Origin of the sequence: Mixta hanseatica (genome assembly GCF_023517775.1) — a bacterium.
Taxonomy (GTDB): domain Bacteria; phylum Pseudomonadota; class Gammaproteobacteria; order Enterobacterales; family Enterobacteriaceae; genus Mixta; species Mixta hanseatica.
Window position 1 is genome coordinate 756,965 of record NZ_CP082904.1, and the last position, 13,741, is coordinate 770,705.

Consider the following 13,741-nt stretch of genomic DNA (forward strand, 5'->3'; position numbering starts at 1 on the left):
CAAGGTGATAAGATGGACAATAACTCATACAGTGTTCGTTACAGGTGAACAATGGCGTTAAAACGCTTACAGGATATGGCGTTATTTGCGCTGGTTGCGGAAAGCGGCAGTTTTACCGCCGCCGCTCAGCGCGCCGGCCTGCCAAAATCGAGCGTCAGTCAGCGCATCAGCCAGCTGGAGCAGGCGATAGGTTTGCGTCTGCTTAATCGCACTACGCGCCAGCTCAATCTGACTTTTGCTGGCGAGCGTTATCTTATCCATTGTCAGGAGATGATGCAGGCCAGCGAGCGGGCGGATCTGGCCATTGAGCGTCTGCGCGATAATCCCAGCGGGCGCTTGCGCATCACCAGTCCGGCCGGTATCGGTGCGACGCTGCTGGCACGCTGCAACGCCGAGTTTCAGCAACGCTATCCGGACGTGACGCTGGAGGTATCGGTCTCTGATGATATGCGCGATCTGGTGCAGGAGGGATTCGACGTGGCGTTGCGCACCGGCAAGCCGCAGGATTCATCATTAATCGGCCGACGCGTCGGCCTGTGCCCGCGGCTGCTGGTTGCCTCAGCGAACTATCTGGATAACAATCCGGCGATTACCCACCCGCAACAGTTGGCAACGCATCGCTGCATTGCCCATCGCGCATGGGCGGAGTGGCTGCTGCGTCGCGGTGAAGAGCATTATCGCTGGCTGCTGCCTTCGATGCATTTAACGGACAATCTGCTCTATGCGCGTGAATGCGCCTGCAGCGATGCGGGCATTACGCTGCTGCCGCGTTTTATGACGGAAACCGCGATCGCCAGGGGCGAGCTGGTGCAGGTGCTGCCGGAATGGGAAACGGAAGGGAATGAGCTGTGGCTGGTCTGGCCGGGTCGCAAGCTGAATTCTCCGGCGCTGGCGCGCTTTATCGAATTCGCCCAGCAAAGCGCGGTGTTTCGTGAGTTTTATCGCTGATAAAAAAAGCGGCCCGCAGGCCGCTTTCGCTTTTACTTCGCCATACGCTTGTACTTGATGCGTTTTGGCTCCAGCGCTTCCGCGCCGAGGGTACGCTTCTTGTACTCTTCGTATTCGGTAAAGTTGCCTTCAAAGAATTCCACCTTACCTTCGCCCTGATAGTCGAGGATATGGGTGGCGATTCGGTCAAGGAACCAACGGTCATGCGAGATCACCATCGCGCAGCCCGGGAATTCCAGCAGGGCGTTTTCCAACGCGCGCAGGGTTTCGATATCCAGGTCGTTGGTCGGTTCATCGAGCAGCAGCATGTTGCCGCCAACCTGCAGCAGCTTCGCCAGATGCAGACGACCACGCTCGCCGCCAGAAAGCTCGCCAACGCGTTTGCCCTGATCGACGCCCTTGAAGTTAAAGCGGCCAACATAGGCACGGCTTGGCATTTCGGTATTGCCGATCTTCATGATATCCAGCCCGCCGGAAACTTCTTCCCAGACGGTTTTGGCATTATCCATGCTGTCACGGAACTGATCGACCGACGCCAGCTTCACAGTATCGCCCAGCGTAATGCTGCCGCTGTCCGGCTGCTCCTGGCCGGACATCATACGAAACAGCGTGGATTTACCCGCGCCGTTCGGGCCGATAATCCCGACAATCGCGCCTTTCGGCACCGAGAAAGTGAGATCGTCAATCAGCAGTCGGTCGCCGTAAGATTTACGCAGGTTGCTCACTTCCACCACTTTATCGCCCAGGCGCGGACCCGGTGGAATAAAGAGTTCATTGGTTTCGTTACGTTTCTGGTATTCAGTGCTGTTCAGCTCTTCAAAGCGTGCCAGACGCGCTTTGCCCTTCGACTGACGGCCTTTCGCGCCCTGACGCACCCACTCCAGCTCTTTCTCAATAGATTTACGGCGCGCCGCTTCCTGAGAGGCTTCCTGCGCCAGACGCTGATCTTTCTGCTCCAGCCAGGAAGAGTAGTTGCCTTCCCACGGGATGCCTTCGCCACGGTCCAGCTCCAGAATCCAGCCGGCAACGTTATCAAGGAAGTAACGGTCGTGGGTGATCGCCACAACGGTACCTTCAAAATCGTGCAGGAAGCGCTCCAGCCAGGCGACGGATTCGGCATCCAGGTGGTTGGTCGGTTCGTCCAGCAGCAGCATGTCCGGTTTTTCCAGCAGCAGACGGCACAGCGCGACGCGGCGACGCTCACCACCGGAGAGATTGGCGATTTTCGCTTCCCAGTCCGGCAAACGCAGCGCATCAGCGGCGCGCTCCAGCTGCACGTTCAGGTTATGACCGTCGTGCGCCTGAATGATCTCTTCCAGCTTGCCCTGTTCAGCGGCCAGCTTGTCAAAATCAGCTTCCGGTTCGGCATACAGCGCGTACACCTCGTCAAGACGCTTCAGCGCGCCAACCACTTCAGCTACCGCTTCTTCTACCGATTCACGTACGGTATGTTCCGGGTTAAGCTGCGGCTCCTGCGGCAGATAGCCGATTTTAATGCCAGGCTGCGGACGCGCCTCGCCTTCGATATCTTTATCGATGCCCGCCATGATGCGCAGCAGCGTAGATTTACCCGCGCCGTTTAAACCCAGCACGCCGATTTTTGCGCCCGGGAAAAAGCTCAGAGAGATGTTCTTAAGAATATGACGCTTCGGCGGAACAACTTTTCCGACGCGATGCATGCTGTAGACGAATTGAGCCACGTGAAATGAGCCTCTTATGGTCTGTGTGGTAATCGGGGCACATCGCCCGCTCAGAACTGCAAGTTTAGCGTTTTTCCCTGCTTAATCACAGCCATCATCCAGGCGATTGTGCGTTGGCCGGGCAGTAAGATCTTTTCAGGGCAGCAGCAGTGTCACCGCCTGCTGTTGCAGGTGCTGCGCCAGCGCCTCCGGCGGCGCGCTGTCGCTGATCAGCAGGTCAAACCGATCCAGCGCGCCGATGCGCGCGGGCAGAACCTTATTAAATTTGCTGCTGTCCGCCAGCAAAACCTTACGCTGCGCCCGCGCCATCGCGCGCTGCTTCATCGGCAGCTCATTGAAGTTGTAGCAGGTGGCGCCCTGCTGCGAGTCGATACCTGCGGCGGAAATAAAGGCCAGCGTAGGGCAGATTTCATCAAGAAGAGAGACGTTGCCGTGCGGAGAAAACACCGCATTATCAGGATGAAATTCGCCGCCGCTGAGGATAACGCGACAGGCGCTTTTTTCTTTAAGCGCCAGGAAGGTATTGATTGCGCAGCAGACGGCGGTAAAAGGCAAGCCTTCATCAATTGCATCGATCACCCACGGCATAGTGGTGCCGCAGTCGAAGAATACCGTATCGTTGGGATTAATCAGGCTGGCCGCCAGCTGCGCCAGCTGACGTTTTTTATTTACGTTATGCGCCTGCTGATCGGAAACAAAATAGTGCCCGTGCGCGCTTTTGGGATCGTTCACGATATAGCCGCCGAGCAACACCAGACACGAAGACTGCTCATTAAGATCGCGGCGAATGGTCATCTCTGAAACGCCCAACAGCCGCGCCGCCTCTTTCAAATGAATTTTATCGATGCGCTTGATCGCCTGCGCCAGTTTATTGATGCGCTCGTCGCGCCGGGTTTCCATTATCGCGTTCCCTGTTTGCCTGTTTCCCTTATGTTAACGCTAAAAAAGTGGAGCGTCAGCCGTCGCCGGGCGGCGACTGTGATCGGCGACCAGAAAGTAAATTTTGTGAAGAACGTGGCACGACGCCAACCGCCTGGTTAGCATGAAGAGAGCCAGGCCATAGGGCCGGATCGCATAACAGTAAGAGGAGAGCGTGTGGTGACTCACAGGAAGGAGAGAGGGCGTTACTGGTTGGCTGGTTTCTGTCTGCTTGCCGTTAGCGGCGGCGTACTGGCTGATTCGCTGGATGAACAGCGCAGCCGCTACCAGCAAATTAAACAGGCATGGGATAATAATCAGATGGACGTGGTGGCACAGCTGATGCCCACGCTGAAAGATTATCCGCTTTATCCTTATCTGGAATATCGCCAGCTGTCGCAGCATCTTAATCAGGAAACCGGTCTGGCGGTTAACGCCTTTATTCAACGTTATCCTACTTTGCCGCCGGTGCGCACGCTGTCGTCACGCTTTGTTAACGAGCTGGCGCGGCGCGAAGACTGGCGTGGTCTGTTGGCGTTTAGTCCGCAGGAGCCGCAGCCTGTCGCCGCCCGCTGTAACTGGTATTACGCCAAATGGGCCACCGGACAGCAGCAGGTCGCCTGGGAAGGCGCCAAGTCAATCTGGCTACGCGGCAGCTCATTACCGAGCGGCTGTGACAGGCTCTTTTCTGTCTGGCAGGCGGCGGGCGAACAAACGCCGATTACCACGCTGGAGCGTATCCGTCTGGCGATGGTGGCGGGCAATACCAGCCTGGTTAATTTCCTGGCGAAACAGCTGCCCGCTAACTATCAAACCATGGCGGATGCCATCGTCGCGCTGCAAAACGATCCCGCCACGGTGGAAGCCTTCGCCCGCGGTGTGGGGCCAACCAATTTTACCCGACAGGCGACCTCATTGGCGCTGGCTCGACTGGCGCGTGCCGATGTGGAAAACGCGCGCGCAATGATCCCCGGGCTGGCACGCTTACAGCAGATGAGCGAGCAGGAAATCCAGGAGATGAAGGAAGCTGTCGCCTGGCAGCTGATGAGCAGGGATGTGACCAGCGAGCAGGCGCGCTGGCGTGATAGCGTTGTGATGAATAGCGCCTCGACCGCGCTGCTTGAACGGCGTATCCGTCTGGCCTTAAGCAATAACGATCGCCGCGGATTAAATACCTGGATTGCGCGGCTCGATCCTGACGCGAAACAGAAAGATGAGTGGCAGTACTGGCAGGCCGATCTGCTGCTGGAGCGCGGACGCAAAGAGGAAGCACAAGAGATCCTGCGTAAGTTAATGCAGGAGCGCGGCTTCTATCCGATGGTGGCCGCCCAGCGTTTGGGTGAGAAATATCCGTTGCGGGTGGATGAAGCGCCGCGCCCGGACAGCAGCATCGATAACGGGCCGGAAATCGCCCGCGTGCGTGAGCTGATGTACTGGGGAATGGATAACCTTGCGCGCACGGAGTGGAGCCGGCTGGTCGCCAGCAAAACCGCTTCGCAACAGCAAATGCTGGCGCGCTACGCGCTGAATCACGGCTGGTGGGATCTGAGCGTGCAGGCGACGATAACCGGTAAGCTGTGGAATAATCTCACCGAGCGTTTCCCGCTGGCGTGGCAGGAACAATTCGCCCAATCCACGCGCGATAAAGCTATACCGCCAGGCTACGCCATGGCGATTGCCCGGCAGGAAAGCGCCTGGAATCCTAAAGCGCGTTCGCCGGTCGGCGCTGCGGGTTTAATGCAGGTCATGCCCGCCACCGCCAGCCATACGGTGAAGATGTACAGCATCCCGGGCTACGTTAACAGCAGCCAACTGCTGGATCCGCAAACCAATATTCAGATCGGCACCCAGTATCTGGAATATGTTTATCAGCAGTTTGACCAGAACCGCATCTTCTCTTCCGCCGCCTACAACGCCGGGCCGGGAAGGGTGCGTACCTGGCAGCGCATCAGTAACGGCCAGTTGGATGCGGTCGCGTTTATTGAAACCATTCCTTTTTCAGAAACACGCGGCTATGTGAAAAACGTGCTGGCTTATGACGCTTATTATCGTTATTTCCTCGGTAAGCCGGATAATATCCTGTCTGACAGCGAGTGGCAGCGGCGCTACTGAATATGCTACTCTTCCGTACTCGCCAATGAGTACGGAAGAATTTCATGAGTCCACATTCCCCGATCCCGATAACTGAAGATGCGCAGGATGAAAACTGGCTACGTTTCGTTAGCCTGCTGGAAGAGGCGTTCCGGCAAGGGTTACAGCTGCCGCTGCTGCAACTGATGATGACCCCTGACGAACGCGAGGCCTTTGGTACGCGTCTGCGCATCATTGAGGAGCTGCTGCGTGGCGAGATGAGCCAGCGGGAATTGAAAAACGATCTCGGCGTCGGCATCGCCACCATTACGCGCGGTTCTAACAGCCTGCGCGCCGCGCCGCCCGCGTTGAAAGCGTGGCTGGACGCGCAGCTGTCGATCGAAAAATAGCGGTTATTGCGTTGAGGTAGGCTGCTGATAGATAGCATTATGGAAAGGGCACAGCGCCAGAACTAACGCCTGATAGTAGACGCTGCTACGCGTCAGCAACCCCTGGGTAAACACGCCAATCGCGCCGCCTTTATGCTTGATGTTTTCGATGCCGGTCAGGCGCGTCATCTCTTCGCCCAATTCGTGCCCGGCATGGATGCCCGCCATGATGGGCGCCGGCAAAGTGAAACTGGCCGAGCGGGATTCGCCGCGCAGCTGATGATTTTCCACCACCATCCAGGCAAAAGCGTCGTTGCCTTCAATGCCCGCTTCAATCGCGACCCAAAAGTCCGCTTCCGGTCTGACCTGACGTGCATTCATCACCCGCTGACGTGCGCCAGTTCGCGTTTCTGCATTTGTTAGCGGTTGAGCGGCGACGCCGCTGTCGACCGCAACGCCCTCAATGTGGCAGGATCCTGCGCCGAAGACATCATGAAAGGCCTGAGAGATGGCACTAATTTTGGCCGGATTGGTGGTAGCAGCGACAACATGGTACATAATTACCTGAACCTTCTACGCAATTTTGACGCAGTATAACGGAAAAAGCATGTTACAGGTCTATCTTGTTCGCCACGGGGAAACGGTTTGGAACGCGGCCAGGCGCATTCAGGGACAGTCGGATAGCGCACTGACTGAAAAAGGAGAGCAGCAGGCTCGGCAGGTTGGTGAGCGGGTAAAATCGCTGGGCATTACGCACGTTATCAGCAGCGACTTAGGACGCACGCGGCGTACGGCGGAAATTATCGCCGACGCCTGCGGCTGTAGCGTTACGCTGGAGCCGCGCTTACGCGAGTTGAATATGGGCGTGCTGGAGCAGCGTCCGATCGATACGCTAAGCGAGGAAGAAGAGGGCTGGCGGCGTACGTTAGTCAACGGCACGGAAAATGGTCGTATACCCGAAGGCGAAAGCATGGCGGAACTGGCGGCGCGGATGCATCAGGCGTTAAATGCCTGTCTTGATCTGCCCGCGGGAAGCCGCCCGCTATTGGTCAGTCACGGAATGGCGCTGGGAGTGCTGATTGGCACGCTACTCGGGTTGCCTGCTCATGCGGAGCGGCGCTTGCGGCTGCGTAACTGTTCGCTTTCTCGCGTCGATCATCAGCAAAGCGCCTGGCTGGCCACCGGCTGGGTTGTGGAAACCGCAGGCGATATTTCGCATCTTGATCTGCCTGCGCTGGATGAGCTACAGCGCTAAACAGACGGGCCCGCAGTGCGGGCCCTAAAATTATCAGCTGTCGGTGCGGCGGATAGGAATCAAATATTCGCAGCGGATCTCGGTGGGCGGCTCGGGACGCTTCTTGCCGCCGTGGGTATAAAAACGCTCAATATCCTGCCCGTGGCGGCGCGTCAGCTGCAGCGTCGGCATACAGGTGCCATACAGCATCAGGATAAAATCCTGTAGCTGGCTGCGCGGGCCTTGATAAGTGAACTGGACATAATCGCCGCCTTCCAGCAGCACGGTCTGGGTTGACTGCATGGTCTGGGCCAGCTGATCGGACGGCACGGCAGTGGTATAGAGGATCTCCTGCTCGTCATCTTTTTCCTGGCTTGGACGCACCTGATGCAGCCCATACAGCACCGGCGGAACCGTATCGGTTTCCAGCAGGAATTGCTGCCAGAAGTGAATGCGCATTTCATCGCGATAGCGAGAGATTTGCTCCAGCGTACAGGTATAGCTTTGCGTTTGTCCCACCAGCACGGTTTCCGGCAGCGTGACGAATTGCGCCTGCGGCAAGGTGGAATTATCCAGGCGAATCGGCGGACGCAGGCCATACGCGTTCCACTCAGAAGCACGACGATAGTAAGCTGGCGTTTGATTGAACTGTTTTTTAAAGGCGCGGGTAAACGTCTGCTGCGAGTCGAAACGGTACTGTAAAGCGATATCCAGAATCGGACGGCTGGTAAGGCGCAGCGCTACGGCAGCTTTTGACAGACGGCGGGCGCGGATATAGGCGCCAATCGCATGGCTGGTAACCTCTTTAAACATTCTTTGCAGATGCCACTTGGAGTAACCTGCCTTTGCCGCCACATTATCCAATGACAGGGGCTGATCGAGATGGCTCTCCAGCCAAACAAGCAAATCGCGAATGATACCAGCTTGGTCCATAAAACATCCTCTTGTACTTAGATGGGCGCAGGCAACGCAAAGTCGCGGGATCATAGCACTAAATGCCCAAAAAACGCTGAAGGTTTTACTTGTTAGATTGTGCTATACCCATGCAGATGGAGAGCGATAAAATTAACTGCGTTTATGTTTAACAGGGCCTGGCAGAATAGCTAATCAACTTAATAATATACAATGGTAACGACATGATAATAAAAAAATTGTTAATAATTACAATGGCAACTTTATTCTCCGCTGGCGTCGCTGCCGAAGAGATCGGCTCGGTGGATACGGTATTTAAAATGTTTGGGCCGGACCATAAAATTGTGGTTGAAGCGTTTGACGATCCGGACGTCAAAAATGTGACCTGCTACGTTAGCCGTGCTAAAACCGGCGGGATTAAGGGCGGGCTGGGATTGGCAGAAGATACCTCTGACTCAGCGATTTCCTGTCAGCAGGTGGGACCGGTGACCTTAAGCGAGCGTATCGCGCAGGGAAAAGCGCAGGGCGAAACGGTCTTCCGCAAGCGCACCTCATTGCTGTTTAAAAAGTTGCAGGTAGTGCGTTTCTACGATCAAAAGCGGAACACACTGATTTATCTGTCGTATTCGGACAAGGTGGTGGAAGGATCGCCTAAAAACGCGCTGAGTGCGGTGCCGGTTATGCCGTGGGGGCACTAAACGAAAAAACGGCGAGTCGCCTCGCCGTTTTTAGTGGATTATTCCTGCAGGTCGCCGCAGAAGCGGTAACCTTCGCCATGGATCGTGGCGATGATTTCCGGGGTATCCGGCGTGGATTCGAAGTGTTTACGAATACGACGGATAGTGACGTCAACCGTACGGTCGTGTGGTTTTAGTTCACGACCGGTCATCTTTTTCAGCAAGTCGCCGCGGGTTTGAATCTTGCCTGGGTTTTCGCAGAAGTGCAGCATGGCGCGAAATTCACTGCGCGGCAGTTTGTACTGCTCACCATTCGGGCTGATCAGCGAGCGGCTATTGATATCCAGCTCCCAGCCATTGAATTTATAGCTTTCTACCTGCTTACGCTCTTCGCTGGTCGCAGAAAGATTCATGGTGCGTGAAAGCAGGTTACGGGCGCGAATGGTTAATTCACGCGGATTGAAAGGCTTGGTGATGTAATCGTCCGCGCCAATTTCCAGACCCAGAATTTTATCAACTTCATTGTCGCGCCCGGTTAAAAACATCAGGGCAACGTTTGCCTGTTCGCGCAGCTCACGCGCCAGCAACAGACCATTTTTACCTGGCAAATTGATATCCATAATCACCAGATTAATATCGTTGTCGGTCAATACCTGATGCATCTCTGCGCCATCCGTCGCTTCGAACACTTCATAGCCTTCGGCTTCGAAAATGCTCTTAAGAGTGTTACGCGTGACTAGTTCATCTTCAACGATAAGAATATGCGGGATCTGCATGAGTTCGCTACCTAAAATTTGCCAACAAAATCGGAAACAGGATGTACTGCCGTTAACGCCCTAAGGAAAAGTGTGTTTGCCCGGATTAACTGAAGTACAGAATTATGTTCTTGATGCACCATCCATCAACGTCAACAACATTGTCAGCTCAGCCAGTAAGGATGAATCCTGCATGCCCCGGCGGTGCCATATGGCCGTTATCCTAGCTGCATTAACAGCAACATAACAGCACAGAGTACAACCGATAAGCATTAAAACAACGCTTCGTTGACTTATATCAAATCAAGTGTAGCACGTTAACACTTTTGTGAAAAATGCTCATCAGAATGCTAGCTTAGCTCACAATTATCGGGTCTTAACCCGAGCTTATGCCAACCGATAGAAGCGAAAAGTTTACTAAGTTAATTATTAAAATACAATTTTGATTTATAAGATCTTATTTATGATATTTCTTTGTTATTAATGTTTTGATTAATTAACCAGTTTAAAGCCGTTAAATCTGAGATTTTGCCAGCAAAAATTTATAAGTTAATTATTTGTTATGTGATTGATACTGTTATTTAACATGTTGTCGTGTCACAGTAGCGCTGTCCGTAAATTTATCTTCAGGATTTATATGCGTTTTCCAATTGTTCTGGTTTCCCCCGCTCGCCCCGAAAATATCGGTGCGGCCGCGCGCGCTATGAAAACTATGGGATTTTCTGAATTGCGTATTGTTGAAAGCGAAGCCTGGCGCGAGCCGGCGACGCGCATCGTGGCGCACGGAGCGGGAGATATCATTGATAATATTCAACACTATTCATCTCTTTCCGCTGCGCTGGCGGATATCGATTTTTCCGTTGCCACTACCGCCCGCAGTCGGGCTAAATTCCGTTATTACGCAACGCCGCAACAGGTAGAAACAATTTTGCGCGAAAAGCAGCAATGGGTCAGCAGCATGGCGCTGGTTTTTGGCCGGGAAGATAGCGGCTTAACCAATGAAGAATTAGAGCAGGTCGATTTACTAACCGGCATTCCTATGGCCAATGATTATCCTTCGTTGAATCTGGGGCAGGCGGTCATGGTGTATTGCTATCAGCTGGCTTCGTTAAGGCAAGTTGCCGCGACCGCGGCGGCGGCGGCGGATAGCCAGCAGCTTGATGCGCTGCGTCAGCGTTTATCAGCGCTGCTGGAACGGCTGAATGTCGCCGATGATGAAAAGCTGGCGGACTGGCTACAGCAGCGTATCGGCCTGCTGGAGCAGCGCGATAGCGCCATGCTGCACCGACTACTGCATGACATTGAAAAAAATCTCCAGTAGAAAATTTGGCTCGATTATACAAAACTGGTTAATGATGCCAGCCTGAGAAAAGGGCGTGACACATTTCTCCGGGCGCGGCGGAATTTGACGTTTCCGCTGTGGTTGTGACGGTTTTCCCGCGACGATAAATCCATTGACTTCATCAGGCGATTGCTTTACTTCTGAAAAGCAGACAGACACGGAAACAGACAGACAAAATCGACATGCGTACAAACAGCCTGAACATCACCATTATTACTACCACCATTACCACAGGTAACGGTGCGGGCTGACGCATACAGGAAAAAGAGAAAAAGCCCGCACCTGATAAGTGCGGGCTTTTTTTTCGGCTTAAATTCAGGAGATCCTTAACCATGCGAGTGCTGAAATTCGGCGGAACATCAGTGGCAAACGCGGAACGCTTTCTGCGGGTTGCCGACATACTTGAAAGCAACGCGAAGCAGGGACAGGTTGCGACCGTGCTTTCCGCCCCGGCCAAAATCACTAACCATCTGGTGGCGATGATTGAGAAAACCATCAGCGGTCAGGATGCTTTGCCGAATATCAGCGATGCAGAACAGATTTTTGCGGCGCTGCTGCAGGGATTGCAGGCGGCGCAGCCAGGCTTTGCTTATGACCGGCTGCAGGCGCTGGTGGATAATGAGTTTGCCCAGTTGAAACAGATGCTGCACGGTATCAGCCTGCTGGGCCAGTGCCCGGACAGCGTTAACGCGACGATTATCTGCCGGGGCGAAAAGCTTTCTATCGCGATTATGGAGGCGCTGCTACAGGCGCGCGGCCATCGCGTCAGCATTATCGATCCGGTCAGCATGCTGCTGGCGCATGGTCATTACCTTGAGTCCACGGTAGATATCGCTGAGTCTACGCGCCGCATCGCCGCCAGCCATATTCCTGCCGATAGCATGATTCTAATGGCCGGTTTTACCGCCGGTAATGAGCGCGGCGAGCTGGTCGTGCTAGGCCGTAATGGCTCTGACTATTCCGCGGCGGTGCTGGCCGCCTGCCTGCGCGCCGACTGTTGCGAGATCTGGACGGATGTCGATGGCGTATATACCTGCGATCCGCGTCAGGTGCCGGACGCGCGACTGTTGAAGTCGATGTCGTATCAGGAGGCGATGGAGCTTTCCTACTTCGGCGCCAAAGTCCTGCATCCCCGCACCATTGCCCCTATCGCTCAGTTCCAGATTCCCTGTCTGATCAAAAATACCGCCAATCCGCAGGCGCCCGGCACCCTGATTGGCGGCGATGCCAGCGATGACGCTAACCCGGTAAAGGGCATCACTAACCTGAATAATATGGCGATGTTTAACGTCTCCGGCCCGGGCATGAAAGGCATGATCGGGATGGCGGCGCGCGTGTTTGCCGCCATGTCGCGTGCGGGCATCTCTGTGGTGCTGATTACGCAATCCTCTTCAGAATACAGCATCAGTTTCTGCGTGCCGCAAAGCGAGCAGGCGCGTGCCCGACGGGTACTGGAGGATGAGTTCTATCTGGAATTGAAAGATGGTTTGCTGGAGCCGCTGGATGTGATGGAGCAACTGGCGATTGTCTCGGTGGTTGGCGACAATATGCGCACCCAGCGCGGCATTTCAGCGAAATTCTTCGCGGCGCTGGCGCGAGCCAATATCAACATCGTGGCGATAGCTCAGGGTTCGTCTGAGCGCTCTATCTCCGTGGTGGTCGATAACGATACGGTCACTACCGCGGTGCGCGTGGTACACCAGATGCTGTTCAACACCGATCAGGTGATTGAAGTGTTTGTTGTCGGCGTCGGCGGCGTCGGCAGCGCGTTGCTGGAACAGCTGCATCGTCAGCAGGCGTGGTTAAAGAACAAGCATATCGACCTGCGCGTCTGCGGAATTGCGAACTCCAAAGCGTTATTAACTAACGTGCACGGTATCGATCTCAGCAACTGGCAAAGCGCGCTGGCTGAGGCAAATGAACCCTTTAAGCTGGATCGCCTGCTGCGTCTGGTAAAAGAGTATCACCTGCTGAACCCGGTGATTGTCGACTGTACCTCAAGCCAGGCGGTTGCCGACCAGTATGCGGATTTCCTGGCGGATGGCTTCCATGTCGTCACGCCGAATAAAAAGGCTAACACCTCCTCCTGGAATTACTATCAGCAGCTGCGCGCGGCGGCGGCGAAATCACGCCGCAAGTTCCTGTACGATACCAACGTTGGCGCGGGCCTGCCGGTGATCGAAAACCTGCAAAACCTGATGAATGCGGGCGACGAGTTAATCAGCTTCTCCGGTATTCTTTCCGGATCGCTCTCCTTTATCTTCGGTAAGCTGGACGAGGGCATGTCGCTTTCCGACGCGACAAAGCTGGCGCGTGAAATGGGCTTTACCGAGCCGGACCCGCGCGACGATCTTTCCGGGATGGATGTGGCGCGCAAGCTGCTGATTCTGGCGCGTGAGGCGGGCTATCAACTGGAGTTGAGCGATATTGAAATTGAGGCGATGCTGCCGGATGCGTTTACCGCCATCGCTGACGTTGAAACCTTTATGCAGCGTCTGCCTGAGCTGGATAATAGGTTTGCCGATCGGGTTGCTCAGGCGCGCGAAGCCGGCAAGGTGCTGCGTTTTGTCGGCGCGATAGAAGAAGGCGGCCGCTGCCGCGTGAAGATCGATGCGGTAGATGGCAACGACCCATTATATAAAGTGAAAAACGGCGAGAATGCGCTGGCCTTTTACAGTCGCTACTACCAGCCGATTCCGCTGGTGCTGCGTGGTTACGGCGCCGGTAATGATGTGACTGCCGCCGGCGTATTTGCTGATTTGTTGCGCACCCTGTCATGGAAGTTAGGAGTTTAAA

13 protein-coding genes and 1 other annotated feature are annotated in these 13,741 nt (G+C 54.9%); of the genes, 8 read left to right on the forward strand and 5 right to left on the reverse strand.

Features of this window, described 5'->3' with window-relative positions; translation table 11 throughout:
- The first annotated feature begins 51 nt into the window (after positions 1 to 51).
- Positions 52 to 948, forward strand: a complete 897-nt coding sequence (locus tag K6958_RS03595; RefSeq protein WP_249893380.1) for a LysR family transcriptional regulator — start codon at positions 52 to 54, stop codon at positions 946 to 948.
- A 32-nt stretch (positions 949 to 980) separates the two neighbouring features.
- Here the strand turns inward: K6958_RS03595 and ettA are convergent, their stop codons facing one another.
- Both ettA and deoR read right to left on the reverse strand, forming a co-directional pair.
- Positions 981 to 2,648, reverse strand: coding sequence for an energy-dependent translational throttle protein EttA (ettA, locus tag K6958_RS03600; RefSeq protein WP_249893381.1), 1,668 nt, complete (start codon positions 2,646 to 2,648; stop codon positions 981 to 983).
- A gap of 135 nt (positions 2,649 to 2,783) precedes the next feature.
- Positions 2,784 to 3,548 carry a DNA-binding transcriptional repressor DeoR gene (gene deoR, locus K6958_RS03605; protein ID WP_249893382.1) on the reverse strand — a complete coding sequence of 255 codons (765 nt, stop codon included), beginning with the start codon at positions 3,546 to 3,548 and terminating at the stop codon, positions 2,784 to 2,786.
- A gap of 198 nt (positions 3,549 to 3,746) precedes the next feature.
- Here deoR and sltY point away from each other — a divergent pair, with 198 nt between their 5' ends.
- Positions 3,747 to 5,678 carry a murein transglycosylase gene (sltY, locus tag K6958_RS03610; protein ID WP_434085189.1) on the forward strand — a complete coding sequence of 644 codons (1,932 nt, stop codon included), beginning with the start codon at positions 3,747 to 3,749 and terminating at the stop codon, positions 5,676 to 5,678.
- A gap of 44 nt (positions 5,679 to 5,722) precedes the next feature.
- Positions 5,723 to 6,046: a trp operon repressor gene (trpR, locus tag K6958_RS03615; protein ID WP_249893383.1), complete on the forward strand. Its 324-nt coding sequence runs from the start codon at positions 5,723 to 5,725 to the stop codon at positions 6,044 to 6,046.
- 3 nt (positions 6,047 to 6,049) lie between these two features.
- Here the strand turns inward: trpR and yjjX are convergent, their stop codons facing one another.
- On the reverse strand, positions 6,050 to 6,583 hold the full coding sequence (gene yjjX, locus K6958_RS03620; RefSeq protein WP_249893384.1) for an inosine/xanthosine triphosphatase: 534 nt from the start codon (positions 6,581 to 6,583) through the stop codon (positions 6,050 to 6,052).
- 49 nt (positions 6,584 to 6,632) lie between these two features.
- Here yjjX and gpmB point away from each other — a divergent pair, with 49 nt between their 5' ends.
- The gene (gpmB, locus tag K6958_RS03625) at positions 6,633 to 7,280 is read left to right on the forward strand and encodes a 2,3-diphosphoglycerate-dependent phosphoglycerate mutase GpmB (protein WP_249893385.1); all 648 of its coding nucleotides are present in this window, start codon (positions 6,633 to 6,635) and stop codon (positions 7,278 to 7,280) included.
- A gap of 33 nt (positions 7,281 to 7,313) precedes the next feature.
- On the opposite strand, the gene robA is transcribed toward gpmB, so the two are convergent.
- Positions 7,314 to 8,192: an MDR efflux pump AcrAB transcriptional activator RobA gene (gene robA / locus K6958_RS03630; protein WP_249893386.1), complete on the reverse strand. Its 879-nt coding sequence runs from the start codon at positions 8,190 to 8,192 to the stop codon at positions 7,314 to 7,316.
- A 203-nt stretch (positions 8,193 to 8,395) separates the two neighbouring features.
- Between robA and creA the strand changes: the two genes are divergently transcribed.
- Entirely contained in the window at positions 8,396 to 8,869 is a 474-nt protein-coding gene (gene creA / locus K6958_RS03635) for a protein CreA (RefSeq protein WP_249893387.1), read from the forward strand.
- A gap of 38 nt (positions 8,870 to 8,907) precedes the next feature.
- Here the strand turns inward: creA and arcA are convergent, their stop codons facing one another.
- The gene (gene arcA, locus K6958_RS03640) at positions 8,908 to 9,624 is read right to left on the reverse strand and encodes a two-component system response regulator ArcA (RefSeq protein ID WP_249893388.1); all 717 of its coding nucleotides are present in this window, start codon (positions 9,622 to 9,624) and stop codon (positions 8,908 to 8,910) included.
- 616 nt (positions 9,625 to 10,240) lie between these two features.
- On the opposite strand from arcA, the gene K6958_RS03645 reads away from it, so the two are divergent.
- From K6958_RS03645 to thrA, 3 genes are all read left to right on the forward strand, one after another.
- Complete coding sequence (locus K6958_RS03645) at positions 10,241 to 10,924, forward strand: tRNA/rRNA methyltransferase (protein WP_249893389.1); 684 nt, start codon at positions 10,241 to 10,243, stop codon at positions 10,922 to 10,924.
- Between the two features lie 203 nt (positions 10,925 to 11,127).
- On the forward strand, positions 11,128 to 11,196 hold the full coding sequence (thrL, locus tag K6958_RS21210; RefSeq protein WP_350355811.1) for a thr operon leader peptide: 69 nt from the start codon (positions 11,128 to 11,130) through the stop codon (positions 11,194 to 11,196).
- Positions 11,135 to 11,251: a sequence feature (Thr leader region), on the forward strand. It overlaps the preceding gene by 62 nt.
- A 26-nt stretch (positions 11,252 to 11,277) precedes the next feature.
- The gene (thrA, locus tag K6958_RS03650; protein ID WP_249893390.1) at positions 11,278 to 13,740 is read left to right on the forward strand and encodes a bifunctional aspartate kinase/homoserine dehydrogenase I; all 2,463 of its coding nucleotides are present in this window, start codon (positions 11,278 to 11,280) and stop codon (positions 13,738 to 13,740) included.
- Position 13,741: the final 1 nt, after the last annotated feature.